Annotated in this window: 19 protein-coding genes, 1 other RNA gene, 1 riboswitch and 1 other annotated feature; all 20 genes read left to right on the top strand. The window is 41.0% G+C overall.

Features of this window, described 5'->3' with window-relative positions; genetic code table 11:
* Positions 1-28 precede the first annotated feature (28 nt).
* Positions 29-202: a hypothetical protein gene (locus tag ACQRD1_RS02155; RefSeq protein WP_235233579.1), complete on the top strand. Its 174-nt coding sequence runs from the start codon at positions 29-31 to the stop codon at positions 200-202.
* 80 nt (positions 203-282) lie between these two features.
* The gene (locus tag ACQRD1_RS02150) at positions 283-1,119 is read left to right on the top strand and encodes a PHP domain-containing protein (protein ID WP_235233580.1); all 837 of its coding nucleotides are present in this window, start codon (positions 283-285) and stop codon (positions 1,117-1,119) included.
* A gap of 167 nt (positions 1,120-1,286) precedes the next feature.
* Positions 1,287-2,198: a putative ABC transporter permease gene (locus tag ACQRD1_RS02145; protein ID WP_235233581.1), complete on the top strand. Its 912-nt coding sequence runs from the start codon at positions 1,287-1,289 to the stop codon at positions 2,196-2,198.
* A 216-nt stretch (positions 2,199-2,414) separates the two neighbouring features.
* Entirely contained in the window at positions 2,415-3,953 is a 1,539-nt protein-coding gene (locus tag ACQRD1_RS02140; protein WP_235233582.1) for an isopeptide-forming domain-containing fimbrial protein, read from the top strand.
* Positions 3,954-3,997: 44 nt separating this feature from the next.
* Entirely contained in the window at positions 3,998-5,272 is a 1,275-nt protein-coding gene (gene leuC, locus ACQRD1_RS02135; RefSeq protein ID WP_235233583.1) for a 3-isopropylmalate dehydratase large subunit, read from the top strand.
* Positions 5,272-5,760 (top strand): 3-isopropylmalate dehydratase small subunit, encoded by a 489-nt coding sequence (locus ACQRD1_RS02130; protein WP_235233584.1) that lies wholly within the window; start codon positions 5,272-5,274, stop codon positions 5,758-5,760. Before leuC ends, ACQRD1_RS02130 begins: the two co-directional genes overlap by 1 nt.
* Positions 5,761-5,783: 23 nt before the next feature.
* Complete coding sequence (gene thrC / locus ACQRD1_RS02125; RefSeq protein ID WP_235233585.1) at positions 5,784-7,271, top strand: threonine synthase; 1,488 nt, start codon at positions 5,784-5,786, stop codon at positions 7,269-7,271.
* 13 nt (positions 7,272-7,284) lie between these two features.
* Entirely contained in the window at positions 7,285-7,635 is a 351-nt protein-coding gene (locus tag ACQRD1_RS02120; protein WP_235233587.1) for a hypothetical protein, read from the top strand.
* 318 nt (positions 7,636-7,953) lie between these two features.
* A complete protein-coding gene (pckA, locus tag ACQRD1_RS02115; RefSeq protein WP_235231811.1) occupies positions 7,954-9,558 on the top strand; it encodes a phosphoenolpyruvate carboxykinase (ATP) in 1,605 nt (534 codons plus the stop codon).
* A 54-nt stretch (positions 9,559-9,612) separates the two neighbouring features.
* Positions 9,613-9,795, top strand: a non-coding RNA gene (gene ssrS / locus ACQRD1_RS02110) — 6S RNA.
* A gap of 171 nt (positions 9,796-9,966) precedes the next feature.
* Positions 9,967-11,229, top strand: a complete 1,263-nt coding sequence (locus ACQRD1_RS02105) for a SpoIID/LytB domain-containing protein (RefSeq protein ID WP_235231813.1) — start codon at positions 9,967-9,969, stop codon at positions 11,227-11,229.
* An 89-nt stretch (positions 11,230-11,318) separates the two neighbouring features.
* A complete protein-coding gene (locus tag ACQRD1_RS02100; RefSeq protein WP_235231809.1) occupies positions 11,319-12,155 on the top strand; it encodes a YihY/virulence factor BrkB family protein in 837 nt (278 codons plus the stop codon).
* Between the two features lie 48 nt (positions 12,156-12,203).
* Positions 12,204-12,429: a binding site (T-box leader), on the top strand.
* A gap of 56 nt (positions 12,430-12,485) precedes the next feature.
* Positions 12,486-13,505, top strand: a complete 1,020-nt coding sequence (gene pheS / locus ACQRD1_RS02095) for a phenylalanine--tRNA ligase subunit alpha (RefSeq protein ID WP_235231808.1) — start codon at positions 12,486-12,488, stop codon at positions 13,503-13,505.
* Positions 13,506-13,600: 95 nt separating this feature from the next.
* Complete coding sequence (gene pheT, locus ACQRD1_RS02090) at positions 13,601-16,021, top strand: phenylalanine--tRNA ligase subunit beta (protein ID WP_235231806.1); 2,421 nt, start codon at positions 13,601-13,603, stop codon at positions 16,019-16,021.
* Between the two features lie 18 nt (positions 16,022-16,039).
* Positions 16,040-17,029 (top strand): signal peptide peptidase SppA, encoded by a 990-nt coding sequence (gene sppA / locus ACQRD1_RS02085; RefSeq protein WP_235231804.1) that lies wholly within the window; start codon positions 16,040-16,042, stop codon positions 17,027-17,029.
* Entirely contained in the window at positions 17,010-17,669 is a 660-nt protein-coding gene (locus tag ACQRD1_RS02080; protein ID WP_235231802.1) for an RDD family protein, read from the top strand. Before sppA ends, ACQRD1_RS02080 begins: the two co-directional genes overlap by 20 nt.
* Positions 17,670-17,692: 23 nt before the next feature.
* Complete coding sequence (gene queA, locus ACQRD1_RS02075; RefSeq protein WP_235231800.1) at positions 17,693-18,718, top strand: tRNA preQ1(34) S-adenosylmethionine ribosyltransferase-isomerase QueA; 1,026 nt, start codon at positions 17,693-17,695, stop codon at positions 18,716-18,718.
* A gap of 107 nt (positions 18,719-18,825) precedes the next feature.
* Positions 18,826-19,305, top strand: a complete 480-nt coding sequence (locus ACQRD1_RS02070; protein ID WP_235231798.1) for a superoxide dismutase family protein — start codon at positions 18,826-18,828, stop codon at positions 19,303-19,305.
* Positions 19,306-19,394: 89 nt separating this feature from the next.
* Positions 19,395-20,165 (top strand): Uma2 family endonuclease, encoded by a 771-nt coding sequence (locus tag ACQRD1_RS02065; protein ID WP_235231797.1) that lies wholly within the window; start codon positions 19,395-19,397, stop codon positions 20,163-20,165.
* A gap of 58 nt (positions 20,166-20,223) precedes the next feature.
* A riboswitch (cobalamin riboswitch) is annotated at positions 20,224-20,409 on the top strand.
* A 143-nt stretch (positions 20,410-20,552) separates the two neighbouring features.
* Positions 20,553-21,698 (top strand): cobalt-precorrin-5B (C(1))-methyltransferase CbiD, encoded by a 1,146-nt coding sequence (gene cbiD, locus ACQRD1_RS02060; protein WP_235231796.1) that lies wholly within the window; start codon positions 20,553-20,555, stop codon positions 21,696-21,698.
* Positions 21,699-21,717: the final 19 nt, after the last annotated feature.

Genomic DNA, 21,717 nt, shown 5'->3' with positions numbered 1-21,717 from the left:
GTGACTATAGAAGGAGAGGTGCTTTATTATGGGTAAAAAGAAGAATATGATAATTGCAATACTTGGATGTGTATTGCAGATATTAATGATGGTGACGTATAGTTTTTCTTCAATGCAGATATCAGGAGTTGTTTATATCATTGCATGGCTGGTATGTGCATTGATTGTAAGAAATGTATTAAATGAAAAAAAGGTAATTTAATCCATAGCCATCCGGTTTTATTGTATTTTAAAGCAAATGTGATATAATAGTTTTAGAATATGAATGAAGGAGGCCTTGTTATGAAGATCGATATGCATTGTCATGTAAAAGAGGGTTCTATAGACAGTAAAGTGGGATTGGATGAATATATCACCAAGCTAAAAGAACAAGGCTTTGACGGTATGTTGATTACCGACCATGATACTTACAAAGGATACCGTCACTGGAAGTATGATATGAAAGGAAAGGTTCACGAGGATTTTGTAGTATTAAAAGGAATCGAATATGATACCTGTGATGCGGGTCACATTATCTGTATTATGCCTGAAGGGGTGAAGATGCGCCTTTTGGAACTGCGAGGTATGCCGGTAAGTATGCTGATTGATTTTGTTCATCGTCATGGTGGAATCCTGGGACCGGCTCATCCATGTGGCGGAAAGTATCTTAGCTTTACGAATACGAAGCGCTTCTACAAATCACCGGAGATCATAAAACGGTTTGATTTTATCGAGGCTTTTAATGCTTGTGAACCAGCAGAGTCCAATGAGGGTGCAATGAAGCTGGCTAAAAAGTATAAAAAGCCGGGGATTGGAGGCAGTGATTCACATAAGCTGGAATGTGTGGGACTTGCCTATACAGAATTACCGGAATATGTAACTTGTGAGACGGAGTTGATTTCCCTGATACGCAGAAAAGTTCCGATAGAAGCTGGCGGAACTCTGTATGGAAAGACGACAAAGGATAAGATGGGAAAGGCAGATAAGATCCTGACTTATTCATTCTGGTTCTACAATAAAGGCGGTGAATTGCTGAGACGGCGTAAGCGGAAGGAAAAAGGGCAGATTGAGAATCCGGTAGATCCTATAGATCCTATAGAGATTCCATATCTGCGTTTTCAGAACAGATTGTCAGAGTAATATCTTATGATATAGAAGATAATAAAGCATGTTGAACATCGGAAAGATATCTGGGGTGCAGATATTCTTTCCGATTGTTTGTGTTTGGAAACTAAAAGATTTACTATTTGACGGAAACTGTAATGTGAAGTATACTTTCTAGATAAGAATTTGAAGGGAGTTGACGTATGCAGACATATTTTTTTATACTTTATTTCTTTACATATGGCTTTTTCGGATGGTGTACAGAAGTTGCTTACGCAGCTACGCAACAGAGAAAATTTGTAAACCGGGGATTTTTAAATGGTCCGATCTGTCCGGTTTATGGAATCGGAGTCGGAGTGGTCGTTCAGTTCCTGACACCATTTGAAAATAACTTATTCCTCCTTTATATAACCTCAATAATTGTAGTAACAGTGATTGAGGGACTGACCGGCTATCTGATGGATAAATTATTTCACCATAAATGGTGGGATTATACGAATCAGCCATTGAATATCGGGGGATATGTATGCCTGTTGTTCTCCCTTGCCTGGGGTGTTGCGTGCGTGATCATTGTAAAGGTGATTCATCCGTTCATCCACAAAGTGTTGGCGTGGATTCCTGTGAAGGTTGGAATTGCTCTGAGTGTGTTGCTTGGGATGACTCTGGTTGTTGATATTGTTGTAACTGTTTCGGCAGTGTTGAAGCTGAACAGACGCCTGGAAGCAATGGAGAAGATTGCGGCAGAATTGAGAGAATTCTCCGACAAGGTTGGAGAAAATATATACGAAAATGTCATGGAAACTATGGAATTCCAGGAAGAAGCCAAGAAACAGCTGGATTCGGCAGCTTTGGAACTGCGTGAGAAGCTGGAGACGGTATCTGAAGAACAGAAGACCCGCATGGCAGAACAAAAAGAACGGATTACTGAGCAGAAGAATCGCATGGCAGAACAAAAGGCCCGTATAGAAGAGTTGAAAACAAAATATGCGGAGCTGGCAGGACGCAGTACAAGAGTCAGTATTCGTCTGGTAAAAGCATTCCCGAAGATGGAATCCAGACACCACAAAGAGATTTTAGAAGAATTGAAACTTCGTGTAAAAAAGAACCGGAAGTAATCCGGTTCTTTTTTGAACGGTGGTATTGACAAAATAAGAAAATATAGATATGATAAGAGCACTCGTCTAAGAAATCTAATCATTATCATTCAAAGGGGTATCCCCATCGGGAAGATTCGTTCCCAATTTCCAAAACGAGAAAAGAACCATACAGGAAAGGAGGGTAGAAGTATCATTTCAATTATTCAGTGTGTTTATGTAAAAAGGAGTGTTTAAATGAAAAAAACAAATAAAAAATCTATCTTTTTTTCTGTAGTTTTGTTGTTCCTTAGTGTATTAGGTATTGTGGGAGCCGCTAGTACGATGACGGCAGAAGCTAAGGAGGTCTCTTTGGTAACGGGAGCATCCGTCCAATATATGGGATATTCGACACATTATTATTATGTGGATGGAAATATGGCATATTGTCTGGAACCCGGTAAACTCTCGCCGAATAACGGAACTTATTCCTCCGATGAGTTGGATAAGGACCAGCTTTTGGCAAAAGCAATGTATTATGTGTATGGAGGACCTGGGTATGATGTGTATATGAAACCGACATTGACAGGAGGGTGGGATCAACCAGACCGAGCCTATTGTCTGTCGCACTGCATATTGTCTTATATTTATGATGGGTGTGATCCAAATAGCGATGGGTTCAAGGGATTGAATGCGGATATTAGTAATGCAGTAATTCAGTATACGAACGCAATTCAGGGATGGCCAAATATACCGGATACAGATATTGCTCTTTCTCAGGAGAATTTAACCGCATTTTTTAGTGCTGAGGAGGGCGTGCAGCGAACAGAGGTTGTTACATGTGAAGGGGATACATCGAATTCATTAGTGCTTTCTTTGCCCGAAGGAGTGACTCTGGTAAATGTAACCCAGCAAAGTCGTCTGCAGGGCCAGGTGACAGTGCATGGGCAAGAGCAGTTCTATCTGGCATCAGATGTGGCTTATGGTAACGGAACAAGTTGGGACAGTGGTCAGATAAAAGGGACTTTGAATCAAGCGTGGAGAACGCTGGTTGTAAAAACTGGTGGCGGAAGCCAGGATATCGGAACTGGACAATTGCTCACGGTGGAACCATCAGCAGTATCTCTGCAAGTGAAGTGGATGGAGCGCCCGGAACTTATGGTTGAGAAACATGCAGATAAAACGGGGAAAACTTATCAGTTGGGAGACATTGTTACTTATACTATGGATGTAACACAGCAGATTCAAAATGCGGTGGCAAAAAATGTGGTGATTACAGATACAATTCTTACTGAGGGAGTACAGCTTCAGAAAAATTCCATTGTTCTTCTGGATGGTTCCCGTAATGTGATACAAGATGCAGTGATCTCTGTCAACGGAAATTCATTTACCATTCATGCAGGAGAGTTCTTACAGTGTGTAGAACTTGGAGAACGCTATATAGTCGAGTATCAGATGGCAATAACGGATGAATCGGTGATAGGAAAAGAAATAGATAATGAAGTAGTTGTCTGCGCGGATAATGCGGAAGAGAAAAAAGATGAAGAGAAGATTCTGGTAGAAAAACCGAAAGAATCAGATGAACCAGAAAAAGAAACACCGGAGATAGAGAAACCAGAGACGGAACCTGAGAAACTTGTGGAAGCAAAATCCAAAACGACAGCAAAAATTGCATCCGTTAAGACTGGTGATCAAGAAAATATAGTGGTTCTTGTACTATTCTTGATTCTTTCTTGCACCACTATATTTGTTTGTGGTAAAATGAACGCATGGCTACGGAAAATATGGAGAAAGTAGTATTCAAAAGATAAGTCAATGAAGAAGAATAGGAGGTTGTCGTGATGGGAATGACAATGACGCAGAAGATATTGGCGGCTCACGCAGGGCTCGATTCTGTTGTGGCAGGACAATTGATAGAGGCGAAGTTAGATGTAGTAATGGCAAATGATATCACCGGACCTATGGCACTGCCGATTTTTCGGGAGATGGCAGAAAATGTGTTTGATAAGGATAAAGTAGTTCTGGTACCAGATCATTTTACACCGAATAAGGACATTAAATCAGCAGAGAACTCTAAGGCAATCAGAGAATTTGCAAGAGCACAGGGATTAACATGGTATTTTGAACAGGGAAAATCCGGCGTGGAACATGCAATCCTTCCAGAAGCTGGTGTTGTTGTGGGTGGTGAGTGCATTATTGGTGCAGATTCACACACCTGTACATATGGCGCATTAGGTGCATTTTCTACTGGTGTGGGAACCACAGATATTGCAACAGGTATGGCAACAGGTGAGTTGTGGTTTAAAGTTCCGAGCGCAATGAAGTTTGTATTGACGGGAAAGCCAGGACCATATGTCAGTGGAAAAGATATCATTATCCATATTATCGGTAAGATTGGGGTAGATGGCGCACTTTATAAATCTATGGAATTTGTTGGAGATGGCATTGCTAATCTGTCTATGGATGATCGTTTTACAATGGCGAATATGGCGATTGAAGCTGGTGCCAAGAATGGAATCTTCCCGGTAGATGAACAGACAGAAGCCTATATGAAAGAACATTCCAAGAAGGAATACAAGATATATACTGCTGATGAGGATGCAGAGTATGATGAAGTGGTTGAGATTGATCTTTCAGAGGTACGTCCGACCGTTGCATTCCCACACCTTCCAGGTAATGCTAAGACAATTGATGAGGTTGAGGCGATGGAGCCAATCAAGATCAATCAGGTTGTAATCGGTTCTTGTACCAATGGGCGTATGGAGGATATGAGAAAAGCAGCAGCAATTTTGAAAGGCCATACAGTTCATCCAGATGTACGTGTTATGGTAATCCCTGCAACACAGAAGATCTACAAACAGTGTATCGCAGAGGGACTTTTGGATATCTTTGTGGATGCAGGCTGTGCTGTGAATACACCAAGCTGTGGACCATGTATGGGAGGTCATATGGGTGTTATGGCAGCAGGTGAAAAGTGTGTGTCTACAACAAATCGTAACTTTGTGGGCAGAATGGGACATGTAGATTCTCTGATCTATCTTGCGTCTCCAGAAGTGGCTGCAGCGAGTGCGATTGCAGGATGTATTGCGAATCCAGAGAAAGTAGGTGACAGATAATGAAAGCAGTAGGACATGTATTTAAGTATGGTGATAATGTGGATACGGATGTTATTATTCCGGCAAGATATCTTAATTCCTATGATCCTCAGGAACTGGCAAGCCATGCGATGGTAGATATTGATCCAGATTTTGTAAATAAGATGAAGCCGGGAGATCTGATTGTTGCGAATAAAAACTTTGGATGTGGTTCATCCAGAGAACATGCACCTCTGTGTCTCAAGACGGCAGGTGTAAGCTGCGTCATTGCAGAGACATTTGCCAGAATCTTCTATAGAAATGCAATCAATATTGGATTACCGATTATTGAATGCCCAGAGGCAGCAAGAGGAATCGATGCCGGTGATGAAGTGGAAGTTGATTTTGACAGTGGAAAGATCTATAACCGTACAAAAGGCACAGAGTTTCAGGGACAGGCTTTCCCGGAATTTATGCAGAAGCTGATTGCTGCAGGTGGCCTGGTAAAATATACAAATAGTAAAAAATAGCGGATGATAGAAGGGTGAAAAAGATGAATCTACATTACAAAAGTACAAGAAATTCGAACTTGAAAGTAACAGCTTCTGAAGCGATTCTGACAGGTCTTGCTCCGGACGGTGGTCTATTTGTGCCGGAGAAACTTCCGACACTCGATGTTTCAATGGAGCAGTTGAAAGACATGTCATATCAGGAGACCGCTTATGCGGTTATGAAGCAGTTTTTAACAGACTTTACAGAAGAGGAGTTGAAGGACTGTATTCGTAAAGCATATGACAGTAAGTTTGACACTGAGGAGATCGCGCCGCTGGTAAAGGTAGATGATACGTATTATCTGGAATTGTTCCATGGGGCAACGATTGCGTTCAAGGATATGGCATTGTCTATATTGCCGCATCTTTTGACTACTTCGGCCAAAAAGAATCATGTGGAAAATGAGATTGTGATTCTTACAGCTACGTCTGGTGATACGGGTAAGGCTGCTTTGGCGGGATTTGCTGATGTTGAAGGAACCCGAATCATTGTATTTTATCCGAAGAACGGAGTCAGCAAAGTACAGGAACTTCAGATGGTTACGCAAAAAGGAAGTAATGTAGATGTGGTTGCGATCCATGGAAATTTTGATAATGCACAAAGTGGTGTGAAAGCAATGTTCGAAGATAAAGAACTGGCTCAGGAACTTGCAGCAAAGGGATACCAGTTTTCTTCTGCTAATTCTATCAATATTGGACGTCTGGTTCCGCAGGTCGCATATTATGTAAATGCTTATGCAAAATTACTGGCAAATGAAGAGATTGCAGAGGGAGAATTGATCAACGTTGTAGTCCCGACCGGCAATTTCGGAAATATTCTTGCTGCTTACTATGCAAAGCAGATGGGAGTGCCGATTGATAAACTGATCTGTGCATCAAATAAGAACAAAGTGCTGTTTGATTTCTTCCAGACGGGTACATACGATAAGAATCGAGAGTTTGTGCTGACGACCTCACCATCCATGGACATTCTGATCTCCAGTAATCTGGAGCGTCTGATCTATCTGATTGCAGGTGAAGATTCTGAGAAGACCAGAGAATTAATGGAAGAATTAAAAGATAGTGGAAGCTATACGATTACTGAGGATATGAAGGAAAAATTATCTGATTTTGCATCTGGATATTCAGATGAAGCAGAGACTGCCGAAAGTATCCGTGAGAATTACGAAAAGACAGGATATGTAATTGATACGCATACAGCTGTTGCTGCGCATGTCTGTGAACAGTATAGGATTAAGACCGGTGATGCAAAGAAATGTGTGATTGCATCAACGGCGAGTCCATATAAGTTCGTTAAGAGTGTTATGACGGCAATTGATGAAAAATATGCAGATGCAGATGAATTCGAACTTCTGAAAGTGTTGGAAGAGACATCTGGTGTAGAGATGCCACAGGCAATCAAAGATATTCTGGATGCCAATATACTTCATACTTTGGAATGTGATGCAGATAAGATGAAGGAAACTGTAAAAGGTATATTGCAAGTGTAAGGAGTGAGGACAGATGCTGTTGGATGGTTTCTTTGGGGCAATTGCTCTGGGGGCTGGAATCTACTGCCTTTATGGATATTATATGTTAAAAGTGAAAAAAGAGATTGTGAAGACAATCTTGCTTCCGAAGGGTGTAAATGAAAAAAGCTGCAAAGACCTGGAGGGATATTGCAGAGATGTCGGGAAGCCACTTCTTGCGTTGGGAATTATCCTGTTGTTAGATGGGTGTGTAGATCTGTACGATTCCTATATCAGCAGTGTTGGCATACTGTATGTAATTATGACGGCAGTTCTATGTGTGATGCTTGTTGTCTTTATGCTGAAATTACGTAAATACAACCAAAAATATTTTGGAATCAACTGAATGGTTGGAGCTGGATTTCGGTTATATAAAATATTTATATGAATAATAGATAAGTTTCATAAATTATAATATTGACAAAATGCAAGATTGAAAATACAATCTTGCATTTTTTGTAAAAACATAGACGTGATTATGCGGTTGGTGAAAAATAAATGAATAATAAAAAATATTAACTTTCGCGAAAGGATTGTTAAAGTATTGACTTTTTATGAAAAAAATGTAATAATAAGACAAATGCCGCTGTAAAAGGCAGAAATATGCAAAGGCAGAAAGTGTTACGGCGGTTATGATTAAGGAAAGAAAAGAGGTAAAACAAAGATGGCGAATATCGATTTAAGTAAGTACGGCATTTCAGGAACTACAGAAATTGTACACAATCCTTCTTATGATTTATTGTTTGAGGAAGAGACAAAGCCGGAATTGGAAGGTTTTGAAAAGGGTCAGGTTAGTGAACTTGGTGCAGTAAACGTAATGACAGGTGTATATACCGGACGTTCTCCAAAAGATAAATTCATTGTAATGGATGAAAATTCCAAAGATACTGTATGGTGGACTTCTGATGAGTACAAGAATGATAACCATCCGGCTTCTGAAGAGACATGGGCTGCTGTAAAGGATATTGCAGTGAAAGAACTTTGTGATAAGAAGCTTTATGTGGTAGATGCTTTTTGCGGAGCCAATAAGGATACACGTATGGCAATCCGTTTCATCATGGAAGTTGCATGGCAGGCTCATTTTGTTGAGAACATGTTTATTATGCCTACAGCGGAGGAACTTGAGAGTTTTGAGCCAGACTTTGTTGTTTATAATGCTTCTAAAGCAAAAGTTGAAAATTATAAAGAGTTAGGACTGAATTCAGAGACAGCAGTTGTATTCAATATCACAAGCCGTGAACAGGTAATTATCAATACATGGTACGGTGGAGAGATGAAAAAAGGTATGTTCTCTATGATGAACTACTATCTGCCATTGAAGGGAATTGCTTCCATGCACTGTTCTGCCAATACAGATATGAATGGTGAAAATACAGCAATCTTCTTCGGATTATCTGGAACAGGTAAGACAACTTTGTCAACAGATCCAAAACGTCTTCTGATTGGTGATGACGAACATGGATGGGATGATAATGGTGTATTTAACTTCGAAGGTGGATGCTATGCGAAAGTTATCAATCTGGATAAAGAATCTGAACCAGATATTTATAATGCAATCAAGAGGGATGCGCTTCTTGAGAACGTAACACTGGATGAAGAAGGAAAGATTGATTTTGCTGATAAGAGTGTAACTGAGAATACACGTGTATCTTATCCGATCAATCATATTGAGAAGATTGTTCGTCCTGTATCTGCTGCACCAGCTGCACAGAATGTAATCTTCCTGTCTGCAGATGCATTTGGAGTACTTCCTCCGGTATCTGTACTGACACCAGAGCAGACACAGTACTATTTCTTATCTGGATTTACAGCAAAACTTGCTGGTACAGAGCGTGGAATCACAGAGCCTACACCAACGTTTTCCGCATGTTTTGGACAGGCATTCCTGGAACTGCATCCAACAAAATATGCAGAAGAACTGGTTAAGAGAATGGAAAAGAGCGGTGCAAAAGCATATCTTGTTAATACTGGATGGAATGGAACTGGAAAGCGTATCTCTATTAAAGATACCCGTGGTATCATTGATGCAATCTTAAATGGAGATATCCTGAATGCTCCTACTAAGAAGATCCCATACTTTAATTTCGAAGTTCCAACAGAACTTCCAGGTGTAGATTCTGCAATTCTTGATCCTCGTGATACTTACGCAGAAGTAGCTGAATGGGAAGCTAAGGCTAAGGATCTTGCTGAGAGATTCGTAAAGAACTTTGCAAAATATGAAGGAAATGAAGCAGGTAAAGCATTAGTTTCTGCAGGACCACAGTTATAAAAAACAGTTTTATAGGTTGTAAAATCTATATAAATGGGGTATAATATCCTCAGTAGAAACCTGGGATGTTCGATAACTTCTGTAATTTTGAACCTACAAAACTTTAAACGGGACTCTTATATCTCCGTAATATGTCAGGCCTCCGAATTGTGCAGGGGAAGACAAAAAAGCGGATGCGGACACCCACCTAGCTGTGGCTAGGAGTCAAAATACAGAAACCGGCATTTTGGGGCCATACAAAAGATAGAAGACAGTCGTGTATGCGGCTGTCTTTTTGGTTATATTTAAAGAGAAAAAAGCATACATTGAGAAAAAAGTATTGGACAAGAGGATACGTACAGATTGAAAAAAAATAATAGATATAGAAATAATAGATATAGAAAGTATAGATATCTCCGGTATTTGTTGATGCTTGTAATCAGCCTGTTTGTCGTGGGAGGATTGTTTTCTTCATTTCAAAATTTTGAGAAAAAAGAATATAGGAAAGAAAAAGAACTGCAGAAGAATCCAGAAGCTCAGATGGAAATAAGTAATCCGAATATTCGGGTCTTGATTATGACCGACGGGTATGCCGAAGTTGCCCATCCGACAGTGGAGATATCAGCTGTTAACGGACTGGTAATTACATATGGTGAAGAGACAGAAGAAACGGAAGGAATGCAGTCGGTTATATTCGCCCCGGATGATCCGAGGTTTCAGAGCGGAAATGTCCGAATCTATGCCAGAGATGGAGGAGAGATTACATTACAGAGTATAGAAAGAGGGTGTGGAACGCCGTCTTATGCTGGAATATTAGAGCTTCGGACAACGGCAGAAGGTGTGATAGTTATTAATGAACTGCCTGTAGAGACGTATTTATGTAAAGTAGTACCCAGTGAGATGCCTGCTTCATATGAATTAGAAGCATTGAAAGCACAGGCTGTGTGCGCTCGGAGTTATGCTTATCAGCAAATGCAGGATTATGCGTATCCAGAATATGAGGCTCATGTCAATGATAGTACGGATTATCAGGTGTATGGGAATTCTTTGCCTCAGAATACGACAAACCAGGCGGTAGAGGAGACAAAAGGGCAGGTGGTTCGATATCAGGGTCAGATAGTCACAACGTATTATTATTCCACTTCTTGTGGGAAGACAACAAATCTGGAAGCCTGGGGAACAGAATGTAATGAACAGAATGCCTATCTTCAGTCGGTAGAAGTAAAAGACTCAGAAGGTGATTATGAGCAAGGGCTTCCGTGGTATCGTTGGGAGGCGGACATACCGGTAGAGACTTTGTCGAATCTTATTGGGATTAATACCGGAAAAGATATCGGAGTTCTGCAAAGTCTAGAGGTAACCAAAGAAGGACCAGGAGGTGTCGCACTTCAAATCTGTGCGGTTGGAGAGAAAGGTCAACTGACAGTGGAGACTGAGAATAAGATAAGAAGAGCATTGGGAGGTAGTGGATATGAGATTCGGAAACAAGATGGAACAAATGTAGCAAGTTCATCCTTGCTCCCGAGTGCGTTCTTTACAATTCAAAGAGAGGGGGATATATTTTTCATCAAAGGTGGCGGGTACGGACACGGAATAGGAATGAGCCAGAACGGTGCGAATGAGATGGCTAAAAAAGGGAAGAATTATATGGATATACTGACGCTTTTTTTTCAAGGGATTACAGTTGAATAGATGCTTTGATCGTAGCAAAGGAGATATGTTTTGATAGACAAATATGTAAAAATCGGGTAAAATATAGAACAAATATATTGGAGATTGCCATGAAGAAAATAAAACAACTCTATCAAAATATTACGAATATTACTGCTGGAATTTCGGCAGATCATGTGGGAGCATATGCAGCACAGACATCTTATTTTTTTATGCTGTGTATGATTCCGATTATATTACTGTTGCTTACGATGGTGCAATATACGCCGGTAACGAAAGCGGATGTTATGACTGCTGTTATTCAGGTGTTTCCGTCATCGGTTGATTCTTTGATTACTTCTATTGTGAATCAGGTGTATAATCAGTCTACTGGAGTCATCCCGATTACTATAGTAGTTGCTTTGTGGTCGGCAGGAAAAGGTGTATTGGCTATGACATCGGGGTTGAATTGTGTGTATAAATGTAATGAGACCCGTAATTATGTATTTTTGCGTATTCGGGCAACCATTTATACGGTTATGTTCATTATCGTTATTATATTTTTGCTTGTGTTATCTGTATTTGGTAATACCCTGAATCTATTTATAGCGGAGCATATACCAATTATGCTTGGAGTGGCTGAGAAACTGTTAGAGACGCGAATCATCATTACGCCAATTGTTTTGGTTGCATTTTCACTGATGATTTATAAATTCCTGCCAAACAGAAGGGACAAGTTCCGTTATCAGCTTCCTGGAGCAATGTTCTCTGCGGTAGGATGGATGATAATTTCCTGGATTTTTTCTGTATATCTGGATGTGTTCAAGGGATTTTCCAGTATGTATGGAAGCCTTACGACGATTGTACTGATTATGTTGTGGATGTATTTTTGTATGTATTGCATTCTGCTGGGCGGTGAGTTGAATGTGTTATTGAACGGGAAGATATTTGAGAGAAATGAGAAATAATTTCTTGACATTATAGTTTCTTATGATACAATAATTAAGTATTAATAGGTAAAAGCAATGACCGTGTCAGTAGAGAATCATTTTCCGATAGAGAGAGGGGATCGTTGGCTGGAAGTCCCTTTGGGTTCAGATGATGCTTGAATTTCCCACGTGAGCTGCATTTTTGAAATCATAGTAGAAAATGACGTAGATGCACGTTACGCAGTAATGAAGTGCTCGTATATTGATGATGCGGGAATCAGGGTGGTACCACGGGTGATAACTCGTCCCTTTTGGGATGAGTTTTTTTTATGCTCGAAAGAGTTGGTAAATCAGAAAGGAAGAAAAGTGATGAAAGAAAAATTACAGAACATCAAAGAAGAAGCATTGAAGGCAATTGAAGCTGCCGATATGCCAGAAAAATTGAATGATGTGCGTGTAAGATTCCTGGGTAAGAAGGGAGAACTTACCGCAGTATTAAAGGGAATGAAGGATGTTGCGCCAGAGGACAGACCGAAGGTGGGACAGCTTGTCAATGAGACAAGAGCGGCTATCGAATCTGTTCTGGAAGAGAGCAAAGTAAAGATGGAGAGGGCTATCCGTGAGGAGAAGATGAAACAGGAAGTTATTGATGTTACACTCCCATCTAAGAAAAACATGGTCGGACATCGTCATCCGAATACGATTGCACTGGAAGAAGTTGAAAGAATCTTCGTTGGCATGGGATATGAAGTAGTGGAAGGACCGGAAGTAGAATACGATCTGTATAATTTTGCAAAATTAAATATCCCGGATGGACATCCGGCAAAAGATGAACAAGATACTTTCTATATTAATAAAGATATCGTACTGCGTACCCAGACATCACCAGTACAGGCGCGTGTAATGGAACAGGGCAAACTTCCGATTCGTATGATCGCGCCAGGACGTGTATTCCGTTCTGACGAAGTAGATGCGACACATTCACCATCTTTCCATCAGATCGAGGGACTTGTCATCGACAAAAACATCTCCTTCTCTGATCTGAAAGGAACACTGGAAGTATTTGCCAAAGAATTATTTGGACCAGAGACAAAGACCAAATTCCGTCCACATCATTTCCCGTTCACTGAGCCAAGTGCTGAAGTAGATGTGACATGCTTCAAATGCGGAGGAAAAGGATGCCGTTTCTGTAAAGGATCTGGCTGGATTGAAATCCTTGGCTGCGGAATGGTACATCCACACGTATTGGAAATGTGCGGAATCGATCCAAACGAATACACCGGCTTTGCATTTGGTGTAGGCTTGGAACGTATCGCATTGCTTAAATACGAAATCGATGACATGAGATTATTATACGAAAACGACATTAGATTTTTAAAACAATTCTAAAAAGGTACAGGGCAAAATGCATTTGGGTACACCATAAAATGCAAAAAGGGACGTAGTAAAGTGAAAGAATACTACGTCCCCAGAAAGGAGAAAAAATGAATACATCATTATCATGGATAAAAGCATATGTTCCTGACTTGGATGTTACTGCTCAGGAATATACAGACGCAATGACGTTGTCTGGAACGAAGGTGGAAGGATATGAGGTGCTGGATGCGGATCTGGACAAGATTGTGATTGGACAGATTGACAAGATTGAGAAGCACCCGGACGCAGATAAGCTGATTATCTGTCAGGTGAATGTAGGAAGTGAGTCTGTTCAGATTGTCACTGGTGCACATAATGTGAATGAAGGGGACAAGGTTCCTGTCGTACTGGACGGGGGACGTGTTGCTGGAGGACATGAGCCGGGAAGTCGTGTTGCAGGTGGAATAAAGATTAAGAAGGGTAAGCTTCGTGGAGTAGAGAGCTGCGGCATGATGTGCTCTATTGAAGAACTTGGCTCTAATCGTGACATGTATCCAGAGGCACCGGAAGAAGGAATCTATATCTTCCCAGAGGATGCAGAGGTAGGAGCCAGCGCAATTGAAGCATTGGGACTGAATGATGTGGTATTTGAGTATGAGATTACTTCTAATCGTGTAGATTGCTTTAGTGTTGTAGGTATTGCAAGAGAAGCTGCCGCTACTTTCGGAAAGAAATTTCAACCTCCGGTAGTAACTAAGACTGGAAATGCTGAGGATGTTAACGACTATATCAAAGTAACTGTAAAAGACAGTGATCTCTGCCCAAGATATTGTGCAAGAGTTGTGAAGAATATTAAGATCGGACCGTCTCCAAAGTGGATGCAGAGACGTCTGGCTTCTGTAGGCATTCGTCCAATCAATAATCTGGTTGATATCACAAACTATGTCATGGAAGAATATGGACAGCCGATGCATGCCTATGATTTGGATACAATCGCTGACCGTGAGATTATTGTGCGCAAAGCTGCAAAAGGAGAAAAGTTTACAACTCTGGATGGGCAGGAAAGAGAGATGGACGAATCTGTACTGATGATCTGCGATGGAGAGAAATCCATCGGTATTGCAGGTATCATGGGTGGAGAAAATTCCATGATTACAGATGATGTACAGACAATGCTTTTTGAAGCTGCTTGTTTCGATGGAACAAATATCCGTAAATCTAGTAAGAAGATCGGACTTCGTACCGATGCTTCTGGTAAGTTTGAAAAAGGTCTTGATCCAAATAATGCACAGGCTGCTATCGACCGTGCATGCCAGCTGGTAGAAGAATTAGGAGCTGGTGAAGTGGTAGGTGGAATGGTTGATGTCTATGGTAAGAAAAAAGAGCCGGTAAGAGTTCCTTTTGATCAGGATGAAATCAATAGTCTGCTTGGAACCAACATTTCAAAGGAAGAGATGATTGGATACTTCAAAAAGATAGATCTTGAATATGATGAAGAGACAAACGAAGTAATTGCGCCTACTTTCCGTCATGACTTATTCCGCATGGCTGACTTGGCAGAAGAAGTGGCAAGATTCTACGGATATGATAATATTCCAACTACACTTCCGAAAGGTGAAGCTACAACTGGTAAATTGTCATTCAAGCTGCGTGTAGAAGAAGTTGCTCGTGATATTGCTGAGTTCTGTGGATTTAGCCAGGGAATGACTTATTCATTTGAAAGTCCAAAGGTATTTGATAAATTAATGATACCTGCAGACTCACCGCTTCGTCAGACGGTTGAGATTATGAATCCTCTTGGAGAAGACTATAGTATCATGCGTACGACTTCTTTGAATGGAATGCTGACATCATTGGCAACTAATTATAATAGAAGAAATAAGAATGTCAGACTGTATGAATTAGGTAATGTATACATCCCGAAGGCTCTTCCGCTCACAGAACTTCCGGAAGAAAGAATGCAGTTTACACTTGGAATGTATGGAGATGGAGATTTCTTCAGTATGAAAGGTGTAGTTGAAGAGTTCTTTGAAAAGGTTGGTCTGCATAAGAAAGAAACATATGATCCAAATGCAGGAAAACCATATCTTCATCCGGGTCGTCAGGCAAATATTATTTATGATGGCAAGGTTGTTGGTTATCTGGGAGAATTGCATCCAGATGTTGCAGATGCATATGGTATCGGTACAAGAGCATACGTTGCAGTGATTGATATGCCTGAAATCGTTGAGAGAGCATCATTTGACAGAAAGTACACAGGAATTGCGAGATTCCCTGCTGTGACACGTGATATCAGTATGGTTATGCCGAAAGACATCCTGGTAGGCCAGGTTGAAGAAGTCATTGAGAAAAAGGGCGGAGTATATCTGGAAAGCTATGCACTGTTCGATCTTTATGAAGGAGCACAGATTAAGGAAGGATACAAATCAGTAGCATATTCTATCGTGTTCCGTGCGAAAGATAAGACACTCGAAGATTCAGAAGTTTCAGAGTCCATGGATAGAATTCTGAAAGCGTTGGAAGGCATGGGAATCGAGCTTCGTAAATAAAATATGGAGAGTAAAAGCATGAAGAAAAAGCAGATTGGTGGTCTGATTATAGCAGCTATCCTGTTTGTTGCGATAGGAGTGGCCAGTGTATTGACAAATGCGTTGACAGATTCATTTTCACAGAGAATGCTGGAAGAAAGTGCTGAGCATCTTATGACGGGAGGCTACGATTTCCAACCGCCTGGGAAAAACTATATTGCAATCGTCAGAGTAGAAGGAACGATTCAAGAACAGACAGAGAGCAATTATTTTGAGACATCTTCAGGTTATCAACACACAACAACGTTGGAGTATATTGATAATTTGATGGATGATTCGAATAATCAGGGCATCTTGCTGTATGTGGATTCACCTGGTGGTACCGTATATGAATCAGAAGAGCTCTATCTGAAGTTAAAAGAATACAAGGAGACCACCGGATGTCCTGTCTGGGATTATATGGCACATTATGCAGCTTCTGGCGGATATATGGTGTCTATGTCAGCAGATAAGATATATGCAAATCCAAATACAACAACAGGCTCTATTGGCGTGATCATGGCAGGGTATGATATGAGTGGGTTATATGAAAAATTAGGAATTCGCTATGTAAGTATTACCAGCGGTGCCAATAAGGATAGTTCCAAGATGACTGATGAGCAGATAGCAATTTATCAGAGTCAAGTGGATGAATATTATTCAAAATTTGTTGGGATAGTAGCAGATGGACGTGGTATGTCCGAGGAGGAAGTGAAACAGCTTGCAGACGGACGTACCTATACGGCAAATCAAGCACTGGAAAATGGGTTGATTGATGAGATCAGTCTTTACGATGATATGAAGGAAGCAATGAGTGAAGAATTAAATGTTGATGAATTCTATGAATTGGAAAGCTCAAAAAATACACTGTCTTCACTGTTGGCAGAAGTCAAAGACTTGGTTCCAAAATCAGAAGCTCAGATATTGACAGAGACCGCAGCAGATATGGAAAGCGGGGTGCCGATGTACTATGCAGAACAATTACAATAGACCTTCAATGGAGTTCGCCGGTTTTTGGGTACGAGCAGCAGCTTATTGTATTGACCGTTCGGTAGTGTTTGTGGGACTTTTGCTCGTGAGAATCCTATTATCGGTAGTAGCTGGCGGTGCACTTTCTGGAAGAAATATATTGTTCCATTATACTTGGAAAGATATTATTCTTTATGTGCTTCAAGTGACGTATTTCGTTCTGTTTACCTATTATACCGGGACGACTCTTGGAAAAAAAGCAATGAATCTGAGGGTTGTCAACGAAGATGGGAGCCAGAAACTGAATCTGATCGATGTGATTTACCGGGAGACGGTCGGGAGGTTCCTGTGTGGTTTGTCTGTCGGGATTGGATATATTATGGCAGGCGTCGACCGTGAAAAACGAGGATTGCATGATATGCTTTGTGACACGAGAGTTATCTATGCTAAGAAAGTAAAAGTATATCCAGTATATCAAGTCCCGCAGGGGTGGCAAGTGCCGCCACAAGGTCCGGCACCAATGCCACCGCAAGGTCCGGCACCAATGCCACCACAAGGTCCGGCGCCGATGCCGCCGCAAGGTCCAGGGGCAATGCCGCCTCAGGATCCATCGGTTCAGAAGTCCGTGGATGAGCAGATTCATCAGGGACATGCACAATAATATATAAAGAAGGGATTCATATTATGAAACGTCAAGATTTTTATTATGAATTGCCGGAAGAATTAATTGCTCAGGATCCATTGGAGGATCGTTCCAGCTCCAGACTTCTTGTACTTGACAAGGAGTCTGGAGCTGTTTCCCACCATGTATTTAAAGAAATTATTGATTATCTACATGAGGGAGATTGTCTGGTTATTAATGATACGAAAGTAATTCCGGCTAGATTAATTGGTTCAAAAGTAGGAACTGATGCCAAGATAGAAATATTATTATTAAAAAGAAAAGAAAATAATGTCTGGGAGACTCTGGTAAAGCCGGGGAAAAAGGCAAAAATAGGAACGAAGATCAGCTTTGGAGAGGGGCTTTTAATTGGTGAAGTCATTGATGTGGTAGAAGAAGGGAATCGTTTGATACAATTTACCTATGATGGAATCTTTGAGGAAATCTTAGATCAGTTGGGACAGATGCCTCTTCCGCCGTACATTACTCATCAACTGGAGGATAAAAACCGTTACCAGACAGTATACGCTACTCATACAGGGTCTGCGGCTGCACCAACGGCAGGACTCCATTTCACACCGGAACTTCTGAAAGCCATTGAAGAAAAGGGAATTGATATAGCCAGAGTAACACTTCACGTAGGCCTTGGAACATTTCGACCGGTTAAAGTAGATGAGATTACGGAACACCATATGCATTCCGAATTTTTTCAGATTGATGAAGATGCAGCGGCCAAGATTAATATGGCAAAGGATTCCGGAAACAGAGTTATCTGTGTAGGGACAACCAGCTGCAGGACTATTGAGTCTGCCGCAGATGAGACGGGACATTTGAAAGCATGCAGTGGATGGACAGAAATCTTCATTTATCCAGGATATAAATTTAAGGTTTTGGATTGTCTGATTACGAATTTTCATCTTCCAGAGTCTACACTCATCATGCTGGTGTCGGCTTTGGCTGGAAGAGAACATGTGCTGTCGGCATATGAAGAGGCTGTCAGAGAAAAATATCGCTTTTTTTCGTTTGGAGATGCTATGTTGATCTGTTAACGCATGAAAGGATGGGGCGAGGAAAATGAATTTTTTCCCCCGCCCCATCCTTTTTACATATTCCTGAAGGTATTTGCATAGAATGCCACAAGGAGTGTGATGGTAAGATGAAGATTATGGAGAATCATCCAACTGCTTCTGCGAAGATAGCAGGAAGTGCAAAGTATCCACATCTCAGAGGTAGAGTGGATTTTTATGATACGTTTGGAGGAACGGTGCTGGTTGCATCTATTTATGGGATTACAGATATCAATGGAAAAAGCAGTCAACAGTTTCATGGATTTCATATTCATGAAGGTGGCAGCTGTTCTGGAGCAGATCAGGAGCCCTTTGCAAATGTTGATGGGCATTACCAGTCAGTAAAATCACAGCATCCTGAGCATGCAGGGGATTTGCCGCCTCTGCTAAGTAATAATGGGATTGCGTGGATGTGTGTATATACAGATCGGTTTTATCCTGAGGATGTCATTGGAAAAACGGTAATTATCCATGCGTTGCCGGATGATTTTCATACACAGCCATCTGGTGCTTCTGGAGAAATGATTGCCTGTGGCGAGATTCAGGCACGAGAGAGCGAGATACGGTAAAAATATGGAAATTAAATGGAAATAATATGATTGACATATGGAGTGATAAAAGATATAATTATGAAAACAAATGAAAGAGAGGAACCAAAATGACAGTACAGGAAATGAAAGAGAGAAAGAAACTCTTAGGTTATACGAACGAAATGATTTCAGAACTATCGGGTGTTCCTCTTGGCACAGTGCAGAAAATTTTTGCGGGTGTAACTGCCTCACCACGATATGATACATTGTTGGCTTTAGAGAAAGTGCTGAAAAAAGAAGATAACAAGATGGCTGAATCTGTAAGGGATTATTCGGTGAAAAGACCGGGGGAATATACTGTGCAAGATTATTATGCATTGCCGAAAGAAAGACGTGTGGAGTTAATGAATGGAGTCATCTATGATATGGCGGCACCGTCGAATTTGCATCAATTATTATGTACAGAGATATGGCAGCCAATCAAAGATTATATAAAAAAAGAAGGTGGGCAGTGTATTCCGTTTGTTGCGCCGGCAGATGTTCAGCTCGACTGTGATGATAAGACGATGGTTCAGCCAGACGTGTTTGTAGTGTGTGATCGGAGGAAATTAATTAAGCATTGTACTTATGGGGCACCGGATTTCATTGTGGAAATTCTCTCTGAATCAGGAAGAAAGAAAGATATGATTATAAAGTGTGAAAAATATGCCAGTGCAGGAGTCAGAGAATACTGGATTGTAGATCCGGTACAGAAAAAAGTATTAGTATATGACTTTGAACATGATGAATTTCCAGTAATCTATGGATTTGATGACAAAGTTCCAGTGAGGATTTTTGAAGGGAAATGTATCATAAATTTTGCTGAAATCTATGAATATATAAGTTTTTTATATGAATAAAAAGGGAATAGAAACAGGAAGCAGAAAAGAATTTGACATGCCTGACATAAACCGATAGAATATAGATATTGAGACTGGTTTCACTTTGTGGATGAAAAGGGAATGCGGTGCGAATCCGCAGCAGCTCACTCTACTGTAAGAAATGACGAAACCTGCGGACCACTGTTGTGAGAATGACAACGGGAAGGGCGGGGATTAGGTTTTAGTTTTAAGTCAGGATACCTGCCAGTAATCAGAGTAAAGTCTTACGGTGAGGGCAGGATGATACATAAGAATGGAAAAGTTCTGATTGTATGGAGGGATTGTCGCAAGGCGTCACCTCCTTTTTCTTTCATATGAAAAAGATATATTCATGAATGTAGAAAAAGATGTGACAGGAGAGAAAGAATGGCACAGAAAAAACTTGCCTGGGGTTATACTACGGGAACGTGCGCACAGGCGGCGACGAAAGCCGCGCTGAAGATGCTATTTGCAAAAGAGCAGATAGATCAGGTAGAAGTGGAACTTCCCAAGGGAAAGAAACTTCAGTTGAAGATTCATGATATCAGGATAGAATACCGGGATGAGAATCAAAAGGAGATACAGAGCATATCTTGTGCAGTCCAAAAAGATAGTGGAGATGATCCTGATATCACGAACGGAATCATGGTGTACAGTAAAGTGGAAAAAACAAATACAGGACAGTACATTCTTGATGGAGGTCAGGGAATCGGGAGAGTTACGAAACCAGGTCTGGATCAACCAGTTGGGAATGCGGCGATCAATCGCGTTCCGCGTAAGATGATCTTGCAAGAAGTGGAGGATGCCTGTGAGGAGGTTGGTTATCTTGGGGGCATATATGTTGAGATATCCATACCGGAAGGAAAACGTCTTGCAGCAAAGACTTTTAATCCGAGACTGGGAATTGAGGGTGGTCTGTCGATTCTGGGAACCAGCGGATTGGTAGAACCGATGAGTGAGCAGGCATTGTTGGATACTATTTGCCTGGATATAAGAGTGAAAATAGCGGCAGGAAAAGAATATCTGATTGCGGCACCGGGGAATTATGGCCTGGATTTTCTGAGACAAGCCTATGGGATTGAAGAGCAGGAAGTGGTTAAATGCAGTAATTATATTGGACAGACTATAGATATGGCAATTGATCAGGGAAGTAAAGGTATTCTGCTGGTAGGGCATATCGGAAAACTCATTAAAGTTGCCGGAGGGATTATGAATACCCATTCAAGATGGGCGGACTGTCGGATGGAGATTCTTGCAGCGGCAGCGTTAAAAGCAGGAGTTTCGAGGGAAAAGACCTGTGAATTCCTGGATTGTATGACAACAGATGATGCATTGGACAGATGCACAGTTTCTGAGCGAGAAAGGATTATGGGGCAGATAATGGAGCGAATGGAGCAGTATTTGAATTACCGGGCAGCAGGTGAGCTTCAGATTGGTGCGATCACATTTTCCAATATATATGGTATTCTTGGAAAGACCAGCCAGGCAGAACATCTGATAGAAAAATATAAAGTTAGGGTCAAAAGCGTATGACCTAGCATCATATAGTAAT

Origin of the sequence: Bariatricus sp. SGI.019, from assembly GCF_050315235.1 — a bacterium.
Classification (GTDB): domain Bacteria; phylum Bacillota; class Clostridia; order Lachnospirales; family Lachnospiraceae; genus JAFBIX01.
The sequence above is the reverse complement of the archived record's forward strand: the minus strand, read 5'-3'. Positions and strand labels throughout refer to the sequence as shown.